This window comes from Microbacterium dauci, from assembly GCF_030065535.1.
Lineage (GTDB): Bacteria > Actinomycetota > Actinomycetes > Actinomycetales > Microbacteriaceae > Microbacterium > Microbacterium dauci.
Map to the genome: position 1 here is coordinate 334625 of NZ_JASJND010000007.1, position 19451 is coordinate 354075.

Sequence of the window (19451 nt, forward strand, 5' to 3'; positions counted from 1 at the left end):
AATCAGGCCGGCTTCGTTCCGATGAGGACGAGCGCCTCGGGGCGGACGACGAAGGTCTCGAGGTAGCCGATGACTGCCTTGTCGATGCCGCCCTTGGCGATGTCGAGCGCGTCGATCTGGATCGGGGTGCTGCCCTGTTCCCGGAACTCGATCGCGTTCTTCGCGCCAGCGAGTACCTGCGGTTCGGTGGGCACCGTGCCGGGGAAGAAGGACTGCGCGGCCTTCTTGATGACGACCTTGCCGTCCGCGGCGCCCTGGCCACTGCCGGCGGTGACGCCGAACGAGACGTACTCGGGGATGAGCTCCTTCGGGGTGTAGAGGAGCTGGTTCCATGCGGTCGGGTTGACGACGACCGAAGCGGCGTCGTCGTCCGCGTCGCTGATCGCTTCGATCGCCTGGATGACCATGCCCATCGCGGTCGGGTAGTCGTGGCCGGCGACGTCGGGGAAGGTGCCCGGTGCGACGAGGCGGTCGAGTGCCGCCGAGGTGCGAGATGCGGCCTCGAAGACTGCCTTGAGGCCGTCCTCGTCGGTGACCTTCGCGTAGGAGTCCACGACGCCTTCGAAGAAGGCCTGGAGGACGTCAGCGCCGCCTTCGAGGTCGTACCACTCGCGGGCGACGTCTGCGCCGTACCCGTAGGGCTGGATGCTCGAGGACTTCGTGCCGGTGGTGGCGGTGCCGGAGGGGATGTCGGACTTGTTGCCGTTCCACTTCTGGACGAGGGCGGTGCCCTGCGCGAGGGTGAAGCCCTTGCGTCCGCCGAGCTGGATGCCGCCGTAGGTGTGGGTGAACAGGTCGAGGTACTTGCGCTGGTATCGCTTGCCCTGCCAGAGCTTGCCGACCCAGGCGGGCTGCAGCACACCGGACGCAGCGGTGGTGAGACCGCCGGTCGCGTTGTACTTGATGTCGGAGAGCGCGGCGAGCAGCGTCTCAGCGTCGGGTGCGGACATGCCGGTCTTGACCTGCGCCATGCTGGCGAAGATGGTCCCGAGGGATGCCTCTTCGGCGGCGGACTGCTGACCCGCGAGCAGGGTGGTGGGGACGGTCGTGGCCGGAGTCTGCGTCCCCGGCTCGGTTGCGGTGGCGGTCACGGTGGACCCTCCTTCTGGGTTGTCCTCAGCCGGGGCGGCCTCGGGGGTGTAGGTCGCCGTCTCGCCATCTGGCGTGTTGACGGTGATGTCTGCAGGGAGCGCGGAGGACAGAACCGTGAGGTGCCCCTCCTCGTCGGGTGCGAGGGTCGTGTCCAGTTCGACGGCTTCGGTGTCTTCGGCGGCGAGAAGCGTCGCGCCCTCGAAGGCGGGTCGCTTGACCTGGGCGGCGGCGAAGAGCACGGAGCCGGGGAGCGCCTTGCCGTCGCGGATGCGGACCTCAGCGACCTCGGCGGACAGGTGCTTGCGATCGCCCGTCTTGCCTTCCTCGAATGCGCGTCTGCCGGCGGCGTTGCGGCGATAGCTGAACGTCGCCATGACGCCCTCGGGCTGCTCCCAGACCTTCGAGAAGGCACCGACGACGTGCTCGCGCTTGTGCTCGATGTTGAGCGACATCCCGGTGAGATCTTCGTCCAAGGTGATATCGCCGGGTGCGAAGGTGAACGTGCCGAGGTTCGAGCGCGCGGGGACGCCGTAGGGGATGAGCAGGCCGGTGGCGGTGAGGTCATCCTCGGAGAACTCGAGGGTGCCGGCGTCGATGATGACAGGTTCCATAGGTCAGTCCTCCCGGACCGGTGCGGTGGTCGGTGTGGGTGTGGTGAACGCGTCGGACACGTCGAAGGCGACGTAGGTTCCGGGTGCGCTGACGTCGTCGAGGGAGAGGCGTGCGGCGATCGCATCGGCGTAGCGTCGCGAGCCGAGATCCCAGAGCTCGGAGCGTTCGGTCGACGTGTTGCTGTAGGACATGTCGCCCCCGCCGCCGGCCTTTGCACCCTCGATCGCGGCGGCGGGGACCGCGCAGTGATTCGCGAGGTCGAGGCGGATGCTGTTGGTCGCATCGGCAAACAGGTCGACCGCCTTGTCGCCGTGCTCCTTCACCTCGACGTACGAGGGAGTCACGGACACGCTGGTCTCCGTGCGGGTCTGCGAGTAGTCGCGAGCGAGCTTCTGCTTCTGCTTGCGAGTCATCTCATCGAACCGTGCGTCCGTCAGGTGCAGTTCGGTGCCGGCCGGAGGCGACGAGAGCCGCACGAGGCGCGCGAGATCCAGCGCCCGTGCCTGCCGGATCGTGTCGACGCCGTCCTGCAGGATGCCGCTGTCGCCGAGGGGGATGTAGATCAGCCGCTGACGGTACTTCGCGTCGATGGCTTCCTGCACCTCGAGCTGCGCGTTCGTGATCTTCCAGAACGCCTGCGGGATGTGGATTGCATCCACGATGCGGTCGTCCTCGAGCTGACATCCAAGGAGTGCCTGCCCGCCGAGCGCGAGATCCTTCACCAGGCCCTTCGTGCGGACGAGTGGCGGGACGCCGGAAGCCGAGGACTGCAGCCATCCGGGCTGCTCTGCGGACCGCACACCGCCACCGTCGTACTGCACGAGGGGCATCGTGGAGACGACGTCCTGATGCATCTGGATCGCACGCTTGAGGCCGGGGACGCGCATCGCAGTGTCGACCGTGACGATGCGGGGGTCTACGCCGAACAGCTCCCCAACGATCGCGGTCTCGAGCGAGTCCTGCGGCGAGAACGGCGAAACAGGGGCTGGTGTGTTCCACGTCCCCTGTACGAGCCAGTTCCAAAGTCCCATCCCTTCAATGGTGACAAACCCCAGGTTGGAAACTGTTTCCAGTGGTATGTGTGCTAGTTCCCGACGATGTCGACGCGGGTATTGGCCGCCTTCTCGTCATCGAGGGCGTAGAGGGCTCGGGAGCACGCCTCGAGCGGGGTGACGTCGCCCTCGGGAGCGTTCCGCTCGTCAGGGATACCGAAAGCCCACGCCCCCGAAGTGCCGAACCCGCGGCGCACGGCGAGCTCGGCTGCACGGTCGAGAGGGTCCTGCCCGTAGTGGACGAGGTCTCCGGCGTTGAGGGTCTTCATGAACAGCACCGCGGCGCGGGGAATGTCGGCGCGACGGAGCGCACGAGCCTGGATCGGTGGGCGTCCCGCGAGGAGCGGGGAGATCTCAACCGTCTCGGTGGGGCGTCCCTCGTCGTACACGACGCGACGGCGGAGCGAGCGCGCCTTCAGCAGCACCTGCTTGCGGAACCCCTCGGTGCCCTCCTGGTGGTGGATCAGGGCGACGTGCCGGCGGTCCTTCTTGCCCTTCCACGCGATCGCGATCGACGCCCACGCGCCGTCCTTGTGGATCGCGACGGCCATCGCAAGCACGGGCGGCGGCGTGACCGTCGAGAACGGCATGTCAGCGACGGAGGACGTCCACACCGGCTGCTTGATCAATGTGGTTGCGGAACCCTCCTCGCCAGGAAGTGACAAGTACTCGCGCTGGAACGCCTTCGAGGTCATCGCATTGAAGTTGTCCTCGACGTCCGACAGGGGAGTGGTGAACCCGATACCCGGGTGATGCAGTTCGATCAGTTCCCGCACGTGCCCAAGGGGGTGCTCCTCAGTCGGCTCCCAGGCTTCGAGCTCCGCGGGGTCGATGTCCTGCTCCACGCCGTGACGGATGACGCCAGCCCTCTGCATCGTCAGCAACTGCCACAGGAGGTTGCCCTGCTGGTAGTCGGGCGCCGTCCCCGAGCCGACCATCTGAGGAAGGACGCGGCCGTCGAGAGTCGGCGGGATGGACGTCATGAGGTCTTCGGTCATCTGCGGCGTCGCGTCCTGCGCCTCGTCGACCCACGCGATGTCGTACGCGCCCGACGTGAAGGCCTCATTGCCGGGAGCGTAGGCGTTGAAGAACGAGCCGTGCGGCCACCGAATGTGCTCGGTGCCCTTGCCGGTGTTGACGATGAACGGGCGCGTCTTCGGGTCCGGGTACAGACGGTCGAGCTGCATGACGATGTCCTTCCGGAAGCGTTCGCCCGTCTTCTGGCCACCGTCCTTCTTCGTCATCGTCCAGCCCGCCAAGTAGTCCTCACGCAGCGAGCAGCGCCCCAAGATAACGGCCTGGATGGCGGTGGTCTTCGTCGAGCGACGCGGCTCGAGGATGCCGTTGAACTTCCGGCCGGCGTTGAGCATGTCGGCGATGTTCAACTGCAGCGGAGACGGACCCGGCTGCCGATCGCCACCACGGGGACGCTTGTCCATCCGCAGCAGCCGCGCGCCCTCGAGGAACTCGCGACGCGTCTCCTCCGTCGTGACGAGCTCGGTCACCTGGACCGGGGCGGGGATCAGCGAACGCCACTCCAACCAAGTCGATTCTTCGGCGAGATCCGCCAGCGTCGGCGACTTCATTCGCCCTCACTTGCGGGGAGAGGGGCGCGTGTCGAGCCGTAGGCGGGGGTTGCTCGTGGTCGCTCTAGAAAAACTCGTGTCATGCCCATGTGGGTGTGTCCAGTCGTGTGGTGCGGGTGGGTGTGCGTCGGGCGTTGGTGATGCGTGCGCCGAGTTTGCCGCCGTGGCTGCGGTTGCCGCGTCTGCATTCGGGGGCGGCGTTGTCGATGTGTTCGCCTCCGTCTGGGTGGATGTGGCCGACGTCGTAGGGTGCGCCTTCGGGGATGAGGTGGCCGTGTCGCCAGCAGGTGACGTCGTTGCCGCGTGCCCAGGCTTGTGCGACTTGGGCGCGGACGAGGCGGACGGTGCGTCGCCATTCGGGTGTGGCGTGTTTGGCGGTCATGTGGTGGTGCCGATGCGTCGGAGGGCTTTGGCGACGGTGGTGTGGGTGATGCCGATGAGTGTGGCGATGGCGCGGGTGGTGAGTCCTTGTTGGTGGAGTTCGTGGATGCGGGTGTCGTGTTTGGGTGTGGGTCCGTGTTTGCGGCCGATGATGTTGACGCTTGTGGTGCCGTGGGTGCGTGCGTGGGTGCGGGCTTCGAGGATGGCGGTGGTGTGGTCCCAGCACCATTCGCCGCGGTCGCAGGTGGTGCATCCCCAGACGGCTGAGCCGCCGTCGCGTGGTTGTTCTGCCCAGACGGTCATGCTGCGTCCAATCGGGATCGGATGACGGCGGCGAGGTTTTTTGCGCCGGTGAGGTTGGCTTCGGTGGCTTGTTTGATGCGGAGGTATCCGTCCCAGGGGTCGCCGTTGCCGAGGCGGTAGGCGTAGCGCATGAGCTCCTCGGGTGAGAGCGGGAGCTTGCGATCGGTGCGGAGCGTGCGGAGCGCGTTCACCGCAAACGGGTGGTTTTGGTGCTGTCCGGAAGGTGTGTTTAGTACGCGCGTGGGTTCGCTCTTAGGAGTTGGCACCTCTAGGGGTGCCATTTGGTCCCCTGATTTGGCACCCTCAGGGGTGCCATTTGCCTGTGGATAAGTTGGCACCCTAATGGCCCGTGAGGGTGCCATTTGATAGGCGGGCATGACGGTGTACTGAGTGGTGGTTCCGCGCTTCGACTCGTAGGCGACGAGGTCGTGGAAGGCGAGCCGTTCGAGGCAGGCGCGGACGCTCTTTCGGGACAGGCCGGCCATGTCGGCGAGCTCCGTCTGGGTGGTGGGTTCGGTGACGTTGTCTTCGCCCGCGAGGCTGATGAGCGCGAGCAGCAGTCGGGAATCGCCAGCGCTGATGCGCGTACGCGCGAGTGCGCCGCTCGTGGCGAACTGCTTCGGGAACCTCATCGGATGGTGTCTCCGGGGACGGTGAGTCGCAGGTGGGCGACGTCGGCGGGTGTGTCATTTGACACAGGTCGGGGGTAGCGGTGGGCGAGGTACTCGCGGAAGTGCTCCAGGTCCTCGGCGGTGTACTCGCGTCCCTGGTCGAAGATCCGGCCGTCCTTGGCGCTGACGGTGCGGCCGTCGTTGCGGCATCCGCAGCCCCAGACGCACCAGCCGGATGCGGGGTCGAACTCGTGTCGTTGGATGATGTTGGAGTTGGTGGCGCTGGTCTCGCGCCGGATGCGGCATTCCCTTCGGTTCGTCATCGTGTGCTCCTTCCTCTTGCGTCCCTCTGGTCGGATTCGAACCGACGTCGTCCACGCTTAGAAGGCGGGCGCTCATCCACTGAGCTACAGAGGGGGGAGGGTGTCCGTGACCGTGGACACCCTTGGTGTCAGGTGGTGGACACCTCCCGCGTGAGGTCGATCATCATCTCGAGCTCGAGCTGCACGAGGGGGTCGCTGACCGCCTTGCCCATCGCGACCCGGTACTGCCACGCCGTCGATCCGGGGACGCGCTCGCGGGCGATCCCGCCTCGCATGGTGCGCTCCCACTTGCTGAAGAAGTAGGCGGCGCGAGGGAGCAGCTTCTTCGTGATGAGTGCGCGCTCGTCGGGGGTCACGTTCCGCAGGAACTTGATGACGAACTCCTTGCGGGACGGGATGCGCGTCACGGTGTAGAACACACGGATCGTGAGGCTCGGATCGTTGACGAACTCGGTGTAGTAGCAGTCGGTCTTGTAGTCCTCGCCGATCGTCACGGTGTAGTCGCTGTACCGCGTCGAGGCGCTCATGCGTTCATCTCCGCGTAGGCGACGATCTCGTAGGGCGTGACGCCGAGGTGGTCCGCGATCCAGTCGATTTGGTTCGTGGTGATCTCGACGTTGCCCGAGATGAGTTCCCAGAACTCGGCGACGGTCATCCCGATGTTGTGCGCGATCAGGATGAGCTTCGCGACCGAGATGTCGTCGATTCGAGCTCGGAGCTCCTTCGCGATCGCCCTCGTGAACGGGCCGGCCAGTGGAGTGTCGGTGGTGGGGTGTACGGTGTTCATGAGTTAGTTGCCTTTCAGGTGACTCGAAGGCCGTCCCGCTGCAACGGGGCGGTCTTCTTCTTTGATGGGGAATGCGGCGCGGAACACTTCATCGCTGGAGTACGCGCCGATGGCGTAGACGATGTACGTGTCCAGCGCGAGGGCGTCGTGCGCGGGGTCGTACCCGTAGCCCTTCGCCTCGTAATGGACGAGGACACTGGCAGTGATGCCGATGCGTCGCGCGGCTTCCTCGGTCGTGAGCCCGAGTCCTAGCCGGATCTTCTGGAGATCGGGCTGCGGGTCGCCGATGCGGGGCACTTAGGACACCTCCTCGAACGCGTCCTCGATGAACTTCTCGACGTCGGACTCTCTGAAGGTGAGTCGGCCGGCGATCTTCGCGTGCTTCGGCGCGGTGCCCTGCTGGATCATCCAGTAGAGCTGGTTCTTCGATCGACGGAGCCGCGTGGCGACCTCATCAACGAGTAGCAACTTGTCTGTCATCTGTAGCTCCGGAATATCAGGAAAGCCGAACCTCGACTTCGAGAATCACAATACCCATAAATCATGATTCGTCAAGTCAAACCACGGGAAACCTGATACCGTTGGCGATCATGAGCCAGCACGACGACCTGATCGGTGAGAATCTCGCCCGCCTTCGCGATTCCGTTTCACAGACCGAGCTTGCGAATCGCATGCGTGAGCGGGGCCATAAGTGGACCCAGCCGACCGTCGTCGCCGTCGAGAAGGGCGAGCGGCCGCTGCGTCTCGGCGAGGCGATCGACATCGCGGAAGTGCTCGGGGTCGACTTGCAGGATCTCGTCGACTACCCGGCGGCTCTGACCTTCTACAACCAGATGGTCCGGGCAGAGGAGTCGCGCGCCCAGATGCTCCTGTGGGCTGCGCGGTACGAAGCGCAAGCACGCGCACTCGTGCGGGAGGCGGCGGCGTACCGCAAGGAGACGGGCGAATCGGTCGACAGTGAGATCGAGGATTGGGGCATCGTCACGAGCGAGCCCGCTGATCACTTGGACTCTGCGAGAGCCGCACTCCTGCACTTCATCGAGTACGCGAAGGGCGGCCCGGAGCGCTGGGCATCTGTCAGGCCGATTGATGCGTTGATTTCTAGATATGAGCCGAAGGTGATCGCCGATGGCGAGCATCAAGCAGAGGCCTGACGGGGCCTGGCGGGCACGCTACCGCGACGACGCCGGCAAGGAACACGCCCGCCACTTCGCGAAGAAGCGGGACGGCGAAGCTTGGCTCGTCGAGCAGCAGGCCGCGGTAGCCGCAGGAACGCACGTAACTCCCGCTCGAGCGCGTACGACGCTTGGCGAGTGGGCCGAGACCTGGATGAGCGGTTACGAGCGCCACAAGGCATCGACGGCGCGTCAGGCGCGCGTCCACCTGAAGGTGATCGTCGCGGAGCTTGGGGATCGGCCCATGCGCGATATTCGACCCTCGGAGATCCGCACGTGGGTCACGTCACTGCAGGCTCGCTACGCACCGTCGACGGTGTACGCGCTGCACCGTCGTTTGTCGCAGGTCTTCACTGACGCGATCGACGACGGCCTCGTCGCGAAGTCGCCGTGCTCTCGGAAGACATCGCCGCCAGCCCCCAAACAGCGACCGTACGTCGCGACGACGGAGCAGGTGTGGGCGTTGCATGACGCGCTGCCAGAGCACTTCCGGCCGGTGGTGTTGCTCGGCGCGTTCGTCGGCTTGAGGGTCGCGGAGATCGCCGTGCTGCGCGTCCGGGACGTCGACTTCATGCGGGGCATCGTGACGCCGGCTATTCAGTACCCGGCCGAACCGTTGAAGACTGACACCTCGAAGAATCCGGTTCCGATCCCGACCGAGCTCGCGGTGCTGCTGAACGCGAACCCCGTGCGCTGGGGGAGTGACACGATCGTCGTGGGTGCGTTCGGTCGGCCCGTCGCGCCTTACACGATCGAGCAGGCGTTCGCTGCTGCGCGTGAGGCTGTCGACGGGCTACCTGCCGGCTTCCGAATTCACGACTTGCGGCACTACTTCGCTAGCCTGCTCATCGCCGCTGGCCTCGACATCAAGACCGTCCAGGCGCGACTACGCCACGCGTCCGCGAAGACGACGCTCGACACCTACGGGCACATGTGGCCCGACCGCGACGAATCGTCGCGAGCGGCCGTGAGCGCTGCACTGCGAGTCCCAGTGGCTGCGGCAACGGACGCCGGCTGATCTACCGGGCAGGGGGTTCGTGTGTGGCAAACCATGCGAGCGCCCGCTCGAGCGGTTCGTACACCCAGCACCAGAGCGCCTGCTCCTCGTAGAGCACTGCGCTGGCCTCGTAGCCGGGCCGCGCCGGGCACTCGCGCCAGAGCCAGCCGCCCCCGAATGGCCCGACACCGTATGGGCCTTCCCCGAACCCCACCGCCATCGCGGCGTGCACGCCCCGATGAGCGACCTCGCCGCGAACGTAGACCATCGCGACAACATTGCGACGCTCGACGTCAGACGCAGCCCATGCCACCTGCTGCTTCCCATTCACGCCGTAGGCGCTCCACAGCGCGTACAGATGACCTAATGCCTCCGCAGTCCGAGTGAGGATGCTCGCTTCATCGTCCGCGTCGATTGCGCGTCGGATGGCTTGTGAGGCGTCTGCGAGGCCAGCGAGGGCGATCTCGCGAGTGCTGAACGACGGTTCTGGGACCACGGTGAGGCCTTCCGGTGCTGGCGTCATAGCGGGGTAGGCAGAGAGCCCGCCAGCACGGATGCTGACGGGCTCTCTGTGAGATTCTGCGGACTCCCTGCGGACTAAGCCCCGGATTTCCGCGTCATCTGGCTACACTCCGAAGTACAGCTCGTACTCGAAGGGGTGCGGGCGCTGGGCCAGCGGCTGGATCTCGTTCTCGATCTTGTACTCGATCCACGTCTCGATGAGCTCGGGCGTGAACACGTTGCCACGGGTCAGGAACTCGTGGTCGGCGCGGAGCGCCTCGAGCGAGTCGAGCAGCGAGTTCGGAACCTGGGGAATGCTCTTGGCTTCCTCGGGCGGCAGCTCGTAGAGGTCCTTGTCGACCGGCTCGTGCGGCTCGATGCGGTTGATGATGCCGTCGAGGCCGGCCATCAGCTGCGCGGCGAACGCGAGGTACGGGTTGCCCGAGGCATCCGGCGCACGGAACTCGATGCGCTTGGCCTTGGGGTTCGAGCCCGTGATCGGAATGCGGATGGCAGCCGAACGGTTACCGGCCGAGTACACCAGGTTGACCGGCGCCTCGAAGCCCTTCACCAGACGGTGGTAGGAGTTCAGCGTCGGGTTGGTGAACGCGAGGACGGCGGGCGCGTGCGCCAGGATGCCGCCGATGTACCAGCGAGCGATGTCGCTCAGGCCGCCGTAGCCCTTCTCGTCGTAGAACAGCGGCTCGCCGTCGTTCCACAGCGACTGGTGCGTGTGCATGCCGGAGCCGTTGTCACCGAACAGCGGCTTGGGCATGAAGGTCGCGACCTTGCCCCACTCCTCGGCGACGTTCTTGACGATGTACTTGAACTTCAGGATGTCGTCGGCCGCGTGCACCATGGTGTCGAAGCGGTAGTTGATCTCCTGCTGACCGCCGGTGCCGACCTCGTGGTGCGCACGCTCGAGCAGGAGGCCTGCGTCGATGAGCTTCAGCGAGATGTCGTCGCGGAGGTCGGCCGTCTTGTCGACGGGCGAAACGGGGAAGTAGCCGCCCTTGTAGGGGGTCTTGTTGGCCAGGTTGCCGCCCTCTTCGGTGCGGCCGGTGTTCCAGGCGCCCTCTTCGGAGTCGACCGAGTAGAAGCTCGCGTTCTGCTTCACTTCGTAACGGACGTCGTCGAAGATGTAGAACTCGGCCTCGGGGGCGAAGAACGCGGTGTCGGCGATGCCGGTCGAGGCGAGGTACTTCTCGGCCTTCTTGGCGACCTGGCGCGGGTCCTTGGCGTAGATCTCGCCGGTGCGCGGGTTGTAGATGTCGAAGACCATGATGAGCGTCTTCGCCTCGCGGAACGGGTCGAGGTACGCGGTGGTGACATCCGGGATCAGCTGCATGTCGGATTCGTGGATGTTCGCGAAGCCGCGGATCGACGAACCGTCGAAGAGCTGGCCGACCGTGAAGAACTCCTCGTCGACGGTCGAGGCCGGGATGTTGAAGTGCTGCTGCACACCGGGGAGATCCGTGAAACGGATGTCGAGGAACTTGACGTCCTCGTCCTTGATGTACGCGAGCACCTCGGATGAATCTTTGAACATGGAGTCTCCAAGATCGGATGCGATTGGCGTCGCCTGTCGGATCAGGCGCCCCTCGAACCTATCCCGATCCAGTTGCTCTGCAGTATCCCGCGTGTTTCAGGGAGGTTACGCGAGCCCGATTAGGCTGGGTTCTGTGACCGCTCCAGCCTCTGAATACCCCGGTGAACGGCTGGGCCGCCCCACATCCGGACGCGGCAGCATCGGACGTCCAGGACGGCGGATCTTGGCGCTCCTGATCGACTGGACGGCCGCGACCATCATCGCGACCGCGTTCTTCGGGTACGACCAGTTCGCATTGCCTGAAAAGGCCGGCTGGACGATGTTCGCGCCGATGATCGTGTTCGCGGCGCTCCAGATCATCTTCATCCCGACGATCGGCGGGAGCCCGGGGCACCGCATCCTCGGGATGCGAGTCGAGATGGAGCGTGGGGGATGGGTCGGCCTGTGGCGGCCGATCGTCCGCACGGCACTGCTCGTGCTCGTCATCCCCGCCGTGATCTGGGATGCCGACCAGCGCGGCATCCACGACAAGATCGTCGGCACGGTCCTCGTCCGCGCCTGAGCGATCAGCGTCGGCGGATCACCGCGGGCGCTGTGCGCGTGCGCGTGCCGGGTCGATTCCCTTCGGGATCGGCAGCGACGTGACCGACTGCGACACCGAATCGATGCGCTTGACGACCGCGGCGAGCGTCGCACGGTCCACCGTCTTCGGGAGCGACTTGATGGTCTTCGCGAGCTGCGAGATGGGCACGTCACCATCTTCGTGGCCCACGTAGATGACCTCGATGTTCACACCGGATGCCACGCGCGAGACCTTCTTGCGCTCGTCGCTGACGAGGCGCGTGAGGCGCCCGCGAGCGCCCTCTCCGACGATGACGACGCCGCCGCGGCCGACGGCACGGTAGACGGCGTCCTGCGTGCGGGGGTTCACGCCGACGGGCATGTCGCTGGTCACCCAGCGACGGCCGAGGCCGGTGGAGAGGATGTGGCCGGCGGCACCGGGCATGCCGTCGAGCTTCTTGTACATGACGCGCGTCGAGAGCCGCGTCAGGGTGATCATCGCGAGCAGGAAGCCGAGGAGCAGGCCGCTGACGCCCCAGAGGATGACGCTCCAGATCGCGAACGGCGGGATCAGGAACCCGATCAGCACGCCGACGCCGACACCGAGGACGATCACGCCGATCAGCGCGAACGGCAGCCACCGGAACTCGCCCTGCGTGAACGTGTAGAGCGAGCGGATCTGGGAGAAGAAGCCGGGACGCTTCTCAGGAGCGGTACTGCGCGATGCCATGTGCTCAGCCTACCTTTTGCGTGCCGCCGACTTCTTCACACCCGTGCCGGGCCGCGAGCTCTCCACCGGAGCGCTCGCGGCACCGACGGGCCCGCATCGCGAGCGTGACGCTGGGGTGATGGAGCCGATCCCCCTCGCACCACCGCAGACGTTGCGCGAGTTGACGCTCGCGGATGCGCCGTTCGCAGGCACTCTTTGCGGCGGAGATCCACCCACGGTCTGGATCGACGCGGCCGTGTTCGCGTCCTCGCCGGCCTGGGCGGCGGGTGAGGCCGAGCACGTGCTGGCGCCGATGGACGCCGGCCGGACGCTCGCGGGCGATCGGGTCGTCGTCGAACACTGCCCGTTCCGTCTGGGAGCGTTGGTGGAGGCGGGCGGGGTCGATGCTGCGGGCGCAGCTGTGACGGTCGCGGTCAGCATGCTCCGCGGGGCTGCGGAGGCAGACGCGGTGGGCGCCGAGGTCGGGTCGTGGTGGGTGACCACCGCAGGCAGGCCGATGCTCGCGCTCACCGGCTCGGCGGCGTGGCGCGTCGAGGCCGCGTCGATCTTGGAGGCGCTCCGCACGCGAGTATCAACCGAACTCTCATCCCTCCTCGCAGATGCAGCGACAGCGCTCTCGGACGCACGGTCGCTGCGCCGCGAAGCGGAGCGTGTCGAAGCGGCGCTGTTCGAGGTTGCGCTGCCAGGGCCGCTCGAGCTCGCTCCACGAGCGGATGCCGCGCCGCCGCACGCCACGCGCGTCGCAAACGCTCCCGAGGCGCGGCGGTCTTCGAGCGTCGTCGCGTCGCTGGTCGACACGATCGCGGGGGCGCTCGACCGACAGTTCGCCGACCGGCTGCGAGGCGTGGGTGTGTCCCTCGCCGCGATGCGAAGCCGTTCGCGTCCGACTGCACGGCGCCCACACCGACGTCGTGCGGTGCTCCTCGCCGGAGCGGCCGGAACCGCCGTGGTGGCAGCCGGGCTATTCTGGCCGGCGACAGCCGACCCGGGCCCCGACCCGCGTTCGTCGACCACCGCGACCGCGTCCCCGACCGCGTCGACCACCCCCGCGCCGCCTTCGTCACCGGCGACGTCCGCGCCGGCCGCCGACCCCGACGACGACATCGCGGTGCAGGGTGCGGCGCTCGTGCGTGCCGTCGCGGGGTGCACCGAGCGGTGCGACGGGTTCTGGGAAGAGCCGCACCAGGCGGCATCCATTCCGGCAGCGGTCGGGGACTTCACCGTCGAGGTGATCGACGAGTACGGGGGAGTGGCGGCGCTCCGGGTGTCCGGCGATGCACCGGCGCAGGTCGTCGTGATCGTGCGCCGAAACGACGAATGGCTGGTCCGCGAGGTGTACGACCTCGCAGACCAGCCATGACGCCAGTGCGCGTTACGCGCCGAGCTGTGCCTCGAACTGCGCCGCCTCGAGGCGCGCCTTGACGGCGCTCAGGAAGCGGGCTGCGTCGGCGCCGTCGATGACACGGTGGTCGTACGACAGGGCGAGGTAGACGTACGAGCGAACGCCGATCGCGTCCTTGCCGTCGATCGAGACGACGCCCGGACGCTTCACGACGACACCCGTGCCGAGGATCGCCGACTGCGGCAGGAACACGACGGGCGTGTCGAACAGCGCGCCGCGCGAACCGGTGTTGGTCAGCGTGAACGTGCCGCCGGCGAGCTCGTCGGGCTTCAGCTTGTTGTTGCGCGTGCGGTCGGCCAGGTCGGCGATCTCGTGCGCGATCTGGGCGATGGTCTTGTCACCGGCGTCGCGGAGGACGGGGGTGAGCAGGCCGCGCTCGGTGTCGACCGCGATCGAGAGGTTCTCGGACGCCGGGTAGACGATCTGGTCGCCGTCGACGGTCGCGTTGATGATCGGGAACGCCTTCAGCGCCTCTGCCGCGGCGAGCGCGAAGAACGGCATGAACGACAGCTTGTCGCCGGTCTTCTCGAGGAACGACGCCTTCACCTTGTCGCGGTAGTTCGCGACCTTGGTGACGTCGACCTCGATGACCGTGGTGAGCTGCGCGGTCTGCTGCATCGACTCGACGGCGCGGCTGGCGAGCACCTTGCGCAGACGCGACATCGCCTGCGTGGTGCCGCGCAGCGGCGAGACCTCGAGGGGTGCGGGCGCTGCGGCTGCCGGAGCCGCGGCGGGTGCCTCGGACTTCGGTGCCTCGGCGGCCTTGAGGACGTCCTCCTTGCGGATGCGTCCGCCGACACCGCTGCCGGTGACCGTGGCAAGGTCGACGCCGTGCTGCTGCGCGAGCTTGCGGACGAGGGGCGTCACGTAGGTGACGTCGTCATCAGCGGATGCCGCGGGCGCAGGTGCCTCGGCCTTCGCGGGCTCGGCGGCCGGTGCCGGAGCGGCGGCGGGAGCCGGAGCCTCGGCCTTGGCGGGCTCGGCGGCCGGAGCGGGCTCCTCGGCCTTCGCGGGCTCCTCGGCCTTCGCGGGCTCGGCGGCGGGAGCCGGAGCCTCGGCGGCGGGCGCCGGAGCACCCGAGCCGACGCGGGCGAGCACGGCGCCGACGGCGACGGTCTCGTCCTCCTGGACGAGGATCTCGGTCAGCGTGCCGGCGACCGGCGAGGGGATCTCGGTGTCGACCTTGTCGGTCGAGATCTCGAGGAGCGGCTCGTCGACTGCGACGTCGTCGCCGACCTGCTTCAGCCAGCGGGTGACGGTGCCCTCGGTGACGCTCTCGCCGAGTTCGGGGAGCACGACATCCTTCGCGTCGCCCGATGCGGCGGGGGCTGCCTCGGCGGCGGGCGCCTGCTCTGCGGGAGCCTCGGCTGCGGGAGCCTCCTCCGCGGGGGCTGCCTCGGGCTCGGCGGGCGCTGCATCGTCAGCGGGGGCGTCGGCCGGTGCGGACGAGCCGTCGCCGATCTTCGCGAGGACGGCGCCGACCTCGACGGTCTCGTCCTCCTCGACGAGGATCTCCTCGATGACGCCGCTCACCGGCGACGGGATCTCCGTGTCGACCTTGTCGGTCGAGATCTCGAGCAGCCCCTCGTCGGCCTGGATCGTGTCCCCGACCTTCTTGAGCCAGCGGGTGACCGTTCCCTCAGTGACGCTCTCACCGAGCGCGGGGAGGACCACGGATGTGCTCATGACTGTGTCTCCTTCAAGAAAGTGCGTGTGCTGTCTAGCCTAGTCCCGCCCGACAGGGGTGGTCAGACGGTATGGAGCGGCTTGCCCGCGAGTGCGAGGAACGCCTCGCCCAACGCCTCGCTCTGGGTGGGGTGGGCGTGGATGAGGGGTGCGAGGTCTTCGGGGTGCGCCTCCCAACCGACGGCCAACTGACCCTCGGTGATGAGCTCGCCGACGCGGTCGCCGACGAGATGCACGCCCACGATCGGGCCGTTGGCGACGCGGACGACCTTGGCGATGCCTCCGGTGCCGATGATCTCGCTCTTGCCGTTGCCGGCGAGGTTGTATTCGTAGGCGACGACCGCGTCGCCGTGGGCCGCGCGGGCCTGCGCCTCGGTGAGACCGACGGATGCCACCTCGGGGTGCGAGTACGCGACGCGGGGAATCGAGGACTCCGGCACCGCGATGGGCGAGAGCCCCGCGATCTGCTCGGCGACGAAGATGCCCTGCTGGAACCCGCGGTGCGCGAGCTGGAGGCCGGGGACGATGTCGCCGACCGCCCAGACGTGCGGCACTGCGGTCTGCAGCCGCTCGTCCACGACCACGAAGCCGCGGTCGAGTGCGATACCCGCCTCCTCAAAACCGAGCCCGGCGGTGACCGGACCGCGACCGACCGCGACGAGCACGTACTCGGCGTCGACGGTGGTCCCGTCCGAGAGGGCGACCGAGACACCGGCATCCGTCGTCGTCACGCCCTCGCAGCGGGTGGCGAGCTTGCTCTGGATGCCGCGGCGGCGGTACGCGCGTTCGAGCGCCTTGCTCGAGGTCTCGTCCTCTGCTGGGAGGAGGTGGTCGAGCGCCTCGACGATCGTGACCTCGGCGCCGAACGAGCGCCAGACGCTCGCGAACTCGACGCCGATCACGCCGCCGCCGAGGATGACGACGCTGTTCGGGATGACGTCGAGCTCGAGCGCGGTCTCACTGGTCAGGACGCGCCCGCCGACCTCGATGCCGGGGATCGTACGCGTGTACGAGCCGGTCGCGAGTACGACGTCCGCACCCTGGTAGACGTCCTCGCCGACGATGACGGCGCGGTCCGCACCGAGCCGGCCCTCGCCCGCGACAACGGTGATGCCGCGGCCGGACACGAGACCCTGCAGACCCTTGTATTTCTTGGCGACGATGCCTTCGCGGTACGCAGCGGTCCGCGCCGGGTCGATCCCGGTAAGCGTCGCGTCGACGCCTACGGATGCCGCTTCACGGACGTGGTCCGCGATCTCGGCGGTGTGGAGCAGCGCCTTGGTCGGGATGCACCCGCGGTGGAGGCAGGTGCCACCGAGGCGGTCCTTCTCGATGAGTGCGACGGACTTGCCGAGTTCGGCCGCGCGCAGGGCTGCGGCGTACCCGCCGCTGCCGCCGCCGAGGACGACGACGTCGAAGGTGTTCATCGTGCGAGTCCTTCCAGGTAGGCGAGGAGGGTCCGCACGGTCGCTCCCGTCGGCCCCTTCTCGCTCGGGCCGAACGGCGACTTCGTCGTCCCGCTGCCCGCGATGTCGAGGTGGATCCACGGGATGCGCGGCGCATCCGCGTCGTCGCCGGTGCGTCCGACGAAGCGGCGCAGGAAGAGTCCGGCGAACATCGTGCCGCCCGCCGGGTCGCCGATCTTCGCGTTCTGCAGGTCGGCGATGGGGGAGTCGAGCTCGTCTTCCATGTGTGCGGGCAGCGGCAGCTGCCATGCGAGTTCGCCGGCACGCTCCGCGGCGGCGAGGTACGCGGCGACCGCCTCGTCGTCGCCCATCACGCCCGTGTGGCGGTTTCCGAGCGCAGTGATGACCGCACCGGTGAGGGTTGCGACGTCGATGAGCACGTCCGGGTTGGTCCGGCTCGCGGCGACGAGTCCGTCGGCCATGACCAGTCGCCCCTCGGCGTCGGTGTTCAGCACCTCGACGGTCGTACCGTCGAGCATGCGGAGCACGTCGCCCGGACGGGTCGCGCGACCCGACGGCATGTTGTCGGCGATGCACAGCCACGCGCTGACTGCGATCGGCAGCGCCTGCTGTGCGGCAGCCTTGACGACCGCGAGCGCCGTCGCTGCGCCCGCCATGTCGTACTTCATTCCGACCATCGATGCCGGCGGCTTGAGCGAGAGCCCGCCGGTATCGAACGTGATGCCCTTGCCGACCACGGCGACGTGGGTCGCTGCGCCCGCGGGCGCGTAGGTGAGACGTACGAAGCGCGGCGGCCGGTCGGAGCCCTGACCGACGCCGAGGATGCCGCCGAAGCCCTGTGCCGCGAGCTCGACCTCGTCGAGGACCTCGACCTCGATCGGCAGGTCTGCCGTCTCGGCGACGGCGCGGTCCGCGAGGTCGGCCGGTCCCATCCACTCGGCGGGGACGTTCACGAGGTCTTTCACGAGGGCGACGGCGCCACCCAGCGCGTCGACAGCGGCACGATCGGCGTCCGCGACCTCGGCTGCGGTGTGGACGACCACGGCGGTCGCACGCTGCTTCGCGGCATCCGTCTTCTTGTATCCGGCGAACCGGTACCCGCCGAGCACGGCACCCTCTGCCGCCGCGCGCCAGAGCTCGTCGTTGGCGGGTGCTGCGATCGCGATGGTTGCGAACCCGGTCGTAGTGCGGACGGCCGCGCCGACGGCGTCACGGAGGCTCGTTGCGGTGGGCGTCGCGCCTGTCCCGAAGACGAAGAGCGGGAGCGCGGTCGACTCGGGTGCGTGCACGCGAACGGTCGATCCGGCGGCGCCGGTGAATCCGACACCGCGCAGTGCTGCGTCGAGCCCGGGCCAGTCGGCGATCGCCTCGGCCGCGCCGTCGAGCGGCGGGAGAGCCAGCAGCAGGGCGTCGGCGCCGGAGTCTCGGAGCGCGGAAGTGGTCACGGTCAGCTCGGGGTACGGCATGACCTCCATCCTAGGGACGGCGCGTTCGCTCAGAGCGGGACGCGGCGGGCCGACCCCTCCGGCAGGCCTCGTACAGTGGAGGCATGCCGCTGTCCGGACCCCTCTACGAGCGCGTCGCCTCCGCCCCTCCTGTACCGGCGGGGCTTCCGTTGGTCATCGCGCTCACCGGATTCACGGATGCCGGTTCCGCGGTGAGCCGCCTCGCCGATCACCTCCGCTCCGAGCACGCGCCGGAGCCGGTCATCTCCTTCAATGCCGACGTCCTCTTCGACTACCGGGCGCGCCGACCCATCATCACCTTCGACGGCGATCGGCTCGTCGACTTCGAGCCGCCGCGGCTCGAGCTCTCGCTCGCGCACGACGCGCTCGGACAGCCCTTCGTCCTGCTCGCCGGTTATGAACCGGACTTCGCGTGGGAGGCGTTCGCCGACACGATCGTCGGGCTCGCCGAAGGGCTCGAAGTGCGGTCGGTGACCTGGGTCCACGCGATCCCCATGCCGGTGCCCCACACGCGCCCCATCGGCACGACGGTGAGCGGCACGCGCACCGCGCTCACCGAGGCGCACTCCGTGTGGAAGCCGCACACGCAGGTGCCTGCGACCGCGGGGCACCTCGTCGAATACCGGCTCACGCAGGCCGGCGCCGAGGTGGCCGGATTCGTCCTCCTCGTGCCGCACTACCTCGCCGAGACAGATTTCCCGGCTGCGGCGATCGCGGCACTCGACAGCATCTCCGTCGCGACCGGGCTCGTCTTCGACAGCGACGTCCTGCGAGACGAGAACCGCGAGTACCTCGTGAAGGTCGACGATCAGGTCGGTGGCAGCGACGAGCTGACCACGATGCTGCAGAACCTCGAGAACCGGTACGACGCGTACATGGCGGGTTCCACTCACGCACAGCCGATCATCCACACGGGCGACCTGCCCTCTGCGGACGAGCTCGCCGCCGAACTGGAACGGTTCCTCGCGAACCGGCCGTCCGGCGATGACGACCGTCGTCCCGGCCTCGGCTGACCCGACGACACCATCTCCCGCGGGAATGCGGGCACCGATCCGGGTGTTGACACCGGCACGTCCTTCATGCATCCGAGACGTATGAGAGAATGGACGAAATGACCCGTTGTCAAACGGTGGGGTGCGCTCCGGCTGCACTGCGCCGGACTTGACAAGGGTCTTACTAGTGTCCGAACCCCGGCGGAAGATCGTCGGTG

The 19451-nt window shown here is 67.8% G+C and carries 22 protein-coding genes and 1 tRNA gene; 5 read left to right on the forward strand and 18 right to left on the reverse strand.

What is annotated here, in order from left to right; all coding sequences use genetic code 11:
- Positions 1-2: 2 nt before the first annotated feature.
- The 12 genes from QNI14_RS13130 to QNI14_RS13185 form a co-directional block, all read right to left on the reverse strand.
- Positions 3-1703 carry a hypothetical protein gene (locus tag QNI14_RS13130; protein WP_283717068.1) on the reverse strand — a complete coding sequence of 567 codons (1701 nt, stop codon included), beginning with the start codon at positions 1701-1703 and terminating at the stop codon, positions 3-5.
- Between the two features lie 3 nt (positions 1704-1706).
- Positions 1707-2735 (reverse strand): hypothetical protein, encoded by a 1029-nt coding sequence (locus QNI14_RS13135; RefSeq protein ID WP_283717069.1) that lies wholly within the window; start codon positions 2733-2735, stop codon positions 1707-1709.
- Between the two features lie 53 nt (positions 2736-2788).
- Positions 2789-4342, reverse strand: a complete 1554-nt coding sequence (locus QNI14_RS13140; RefSeq protein ID WP_283717070.1) for a hypothetical protein — start codon at positions 4340-4342, stop codon at positions 2789-2791.
- 79 nt (positions 4343-4421) lie between these two features.
- Positions 4422-4724 (reverse strand): hypothetical protein, encoded by a 303-nt coding sequence (locus QNI14_RS13145; RefSeq protein ID WP_283717071.1) that lies wholly within the window; start codon positions 4722-4724, stop codon positions 4422-4424.
- Positions 4721-5026, reverse strand: coding sequence for a helix-turn-helix domain-containing protein (locus QNI14_RS13150; protein ID WP_283717072.1), 306 nt, complete (start codon positions 5024-5026; stop codon positions 4721-4723). The genes QNI14_RS13145 and QNI14_RS13150 overlap by 4 nt, the downstream gene beginning before the upstream one ends.
- On the reverse strand, positions 5023-5658 hold the full coding sequence (locus QNI14_RS13155) for a helix-turn-helix domain-containing protein (RefSeq protein WP_283717073.1): 636 nt from the start codon (positions 5656-5658) through the stop codon (positions 5023-5025). The genes QNI14_RS13150 and QNI14_RS13155 overlap by 4 nt, the downstream gene beginning before the upstream one ends.
- Positions 5655-5960: a hypothetical protein gene (locus QNI14_RS13160; RefSeq protein WP_283717074.1), complete on the reverse strand. Its 306-nt coding sequence runs from the start codon at positions 5958-5960 to the stop codon at positions 5655-5657. Before QNI14_RS13160 ends, QNI14_RS13155 begins: the two co-directional genes overlap by 4 nt.
- Before the next feature lie 21 nt (positions 5961-5981).
- Positions 5982-6054: transfer RNA gene (locus QNI14_RS13165), tRNA-Arg, on the reverse strand.
- Between the two features lie 34 nt (positions 6055-6088).
- Positions 6089-6487 carry a hypothetical protein gene (locus QNI14_RS13170; protein ID WP_283717075.1) on the reverse strand — a complete coding sequence of 133 codons (399 nt, stop codon included), beginning with the start codon at positions 6485-6487 and terminating at the stop codon, positions 6089-6091.
- Positions 6484-6747 carry a hypothetical protein gene (locus QNI14_RS13175; protein WP_283717076.1) on the reverse strand — a complete coding sequence of 88 codons (264 nt, stop codon included), beginning with the start codon at positions 6745-6747 and terminating at the stop codon, positions 6484-6486. The genes QNI14_RS13170 and QNI14_RS13175 overlap by 4 nt, the downstream gene beginning before the upstream one ends.
- A 3-nt stretch (positions 6748-6750) precedes the next feature.
- The gene (locus QNI14_RS13180) at positions 6751-7044 is read right to left on the reverse strand and encodes a helix-turn-helix domain-containing protein (protein WP_283717077.1); all 294 of its coding nucleotides are present in this window, start codon (positions 7042-7044) and stop codon (positions 6751-6753) included.
- Complete coding sequence (locus QNI14_RS13185; RefSeq protein WP_283717078.1) at positions 7045-7227, reverse strand: helix-turn-helix transcriptional regulator; 183 nt, start codon at positions 7225-7227, stop codon at positions 7045-7047.
- 110 nt (positions 7228-7337) lie between these two features.
- Between QNI14_RS13185 and QNI14_RS13190 the strand changes: the two genes are divergently transcribed.
- Positions 7338-7901 carry a helix-turn-helix domain-containing protein gene (locus tag QNI14_RS13190; RefSeq protein ID WP_283717079.1) on the forward strand — a complete coding sequence of 188 codons (564 nt, stop codon included), beginning with the start codon at positions 7338-7340 and terminating at the stop codon, positions 7899-7901.
- Positions 7876-8940 (forward strand): tyrosine-type recombinase/integrase, encoded by a 1065-nt coding sequence (locus QNI14_RS13195; RefSeq protein ID WP_283717080.1) that lies wholly within the window; start codon positions 7876-7878, stop codon positions 8938-8940. Before QNI14_RS13190 ends, QNI14_RS13195 begins: the two co-directional genes overlap by 26 nt.
- Before the next feature lies 1 nt (position 8941).
- Here the strand turns inward: QNI14_RS13195 and QNI14_RS13200 are convergent, their stop codons facing one another.
- Together QNI14_RS13200 and glnA are read right to left on the reverse strand one after the other, a co-directional pair.
- Positions 8942-9442, reverse strand: coding sequence for a hypothetical protein (locus QNI14_RS13200; protein ID WP_283717081.1), 501 nt, complete (start codon positions 9440-9442; stop codon positions 8942-8944).
- 102 nt (positions 9443-9544) lie between these two features.
- Entirely contained in the window at positions 9545-10969 is a 1425-nt protein-coding gene (gene glnA / locus QNI14_RS13205) for a type I glutamate--ammonia ligase (protein WP_283717082.1), read from the reverse strand.
- A gap of 133 nt (positions 10970-11102) precedes the next feature.
- On the opposite strand from glnA, the gene QNI14_RS13210 reads away from it, so the two are divergent.
- Complete coding sequence (locus QNI14_RS13210; RefSeq protein ID WP_283717083.1) at positions 11103-11531, forward strand: RDD family protein; 429 nt, start codon at positions 11103-11105, stop codon at positions 11529-11531.
- A gap of 18 nt (positions 11532-11549) precedes the next feature.
- Here the strand turns inward: QNI14_RS13210 and QNI14_RS13215 are convergent, their stop codons facing one another.
- Positions 11550-12260, reverse strand: coding sequence for a DUF4191 family protein (locus QNI14_RS13215; protein WP_283717084.1), 711 nt, complete (start codon positions 12258-12260; stop codon positions 11550-11552).
- A 118-nt stretch (positions 12261-12378) separates the two neighbouring features.
- On the opposite strand from QNI14_RS13215, the gene QNI14_RS13220 reads away from it, so the two are divergent.
- Positions 12379-13620, forward strand: coding sequence for a hypothetical protein (locus QNI14_RS13220; protein WP_283717085.1), 1242 nt, complete (start codon positions 12379-12381; stop codon positions 13618-13620).
- Between the two features lie 12 nt (positions 13621-13632).
- Here the strand turns inward: QNI14_RS13220 and sucB are convergent, their stop codons facing one another.
- From sucB to QNI14_RS13235, 3 genes are all read right to left on the reverse strand, one after another.
- On the reverse strand, positions 13633-15348 hold the full coding sequence (gene sucB, locus QNI14_RS13225; RefSeq protein WP_283717086.1) for a 2-oxoglutarate dehydrogenase, E2 component, dihydrolipoamide succinyltransferase: 1716 nt from the start codon (positions 15346-15348) through the stop codon (positions 13633-13635).
- Positions 15349-15410: 62 nt separating this feature from the next.
- Entirely contained in the window at positions 15411-16775 is a 1365-nt protein-coding gene (gene lpdA, locus QNI14_RS13230) for a dihydrolipoyl dehydrogenase (protein ID WP_283717087.1), read from the reverse strand.
- Positions 16772-18241: a leucyl aminopeptidase gene (locus QNI14_RS13235; RefSeq protein ID WP_283717088.1), complete on the reverse strand. Its 1470-nt coding sequence runs from the start codon at positions 18239-18241 to the stop codon at positions 16772-16774. The genes lpdA and QNI14_RS13235 overlap by 4 nt, the downstream gene beginning before the upstream one ends.
- Positions 18242-18324: 83 nt before the next feature.
- Between QNI14_RS13235 and QNI14_RS13240 the strand changes: the two genes are divergently transcribed.
- On the forward strand, positions 18325-19254 hold the full coding sequence (locus QNI14_RS13240; protein ID WP_283717089.1) for a proteasome assembly chaperone family protein: 930 nt from the start codon (positions 18325-18327) through the stop codon (positions 19252-19254).
- Positions 19255-19451: the final 197 nt, after the last annotated feature.

Bases quoted from the DNA above. Each gene is read 5' to 3' on its own strand.
- QNI14_RS13215 (WP_283717084.1), bottom strand. From the start codon at position 12,260: ATGGCATCGCGCAGTACCGCTCCTGAGAAGCGTCCCGGCTTCTTCTCC.
- QNI14_RS13150 (WP_283717072.1), bottom strand. From the start codon at position 5,026: ATGACCGTCTGGGCAGAACAACCACGCGACGGCGGCTCAGCCGTCTGG.
- QNI14_RS13200 (WP_283717081.1), bottom strand. From the start codon at position 9,442: ATGACGCCAGCACCGGAAGGCCTCACCGTGGTCCCAGAACCGTCGTTC.
- QNI14_RS13190 (WP_283717079.1), top strand. From the start codon at position 7,338: ATGAGCCAGCACGACGACCTGATCGGTGAGAATCTCGCCCGCCTTCGC.
- QNI14_RS13140 (WP_283717070.1), bottom strand. From the start codon at position 4,342: ATGAAGTCGCCGACGCTGGCGGATCTCGCCGAAGAATCGACTTGGTTG.
- lpdA (WP_283717087.1), bottom strand. From the start codon at position 16,775: ATGAACACCTTCGACGTCGTCGTCCTCGGCGGCGGCAGCGGCGGGTAC.
- glnA (WP_283717082.1), bottom strand. From the start codon at position 10,969: ATGTTCAAAGATTCATCCGAGGTGCTCGCGTACATCAAGGACGAGGAC.
- QNI14_RS13220 (WP_283717085.1), top strand. From the start codon at position 12,379: ATGGAGCCGATCCCCCTCGCACCACCGCAGACGTTGCGCGAGTTGACG.
- QNI14_RS13235 (WP_283717088.1), bottom strand. From the start codon at position 18,241: ATGCCGTACCCCGAGCTGACCGTGACCACTTCCGCGCTCCGAGACTCC.
- QNI14_RS13175 (WP_283717076.1), bottom strand. From the start codon at position 6,747: ATGAACACCGTACACCCCACCACCGACACTCCACTGGCCGGCCCGTTC.
- sucB (WP_283717086.1), bottom strand. From the start codon at position 15,348: ATGAGCACATCCGTGGTCCTCCCCGCGCTCGGTGAGAGCGTCACTGAG.
- QNI14_RS13145 (WP_283717071.1), bottom strand. From the start codon at position 4,724: ATGACCGCCAAACACGCCACACCCGAATGGCGACGCACCGTCCGCCTC.
- QNI14_RS13170 (WP_283717075.1), bottom strand. From the start codon at position 6,487: ATGAGCGCCTCGACGCGGTACAGCGACTACACCGTGACGATCGGCGAG.
- QNI14_RS13240 (WP_283717089.1), top strand. From the start codon at position 18,325: ATGCCGCTGTCCGGACCCCTCTACGAGCGCGTCGCCTCCGCCCCTCCT.
- QNI14_RS13155 (WP_283717073.1), bottom strand. From the start codon at position 5,658: ATGAGGTTCCCGAAGCAGTTCGCCACGAGCGGCGCACTCGCGCGTACG.
- QNI14_RS13160 (WP_283717074.1), bottom strand. From the start codon at position 5,960: ATGACGAACCGAAGGGAATGCCGCATCCGGCGCGAGACCAGCGCCACC.
- QNI14_RS13195 (WP_283717080.1), top strand. From the start codon at position 7,876: ATGGCGAGCATCAAGCAGAGGCCTGACGGGGCCTGGCGGGCACGCTAC.
- QNI14_RS13185 (WP_283717078.1), bottom strand. From the start codon at position 7,227: ATGACAGACAAGTTGCTACTCGTTGATGAGGTCGCCACGCGGCTCCGT.
- QNI14_RS13130 (WP_283717068.1), bottom strand. From the start codon at position 1,703: ATGGAACCTGTCATCATCGACGCCGGCACCCTCGAGTTCTCCGAGGAT.
- QNI14_RS13135 (WP_283717069.1), bottom strand. From the start codon at position 2,735: ATGGGACTTTGGAACTGGCTCGTACAGGGGACGTGGAACACACCAGCC.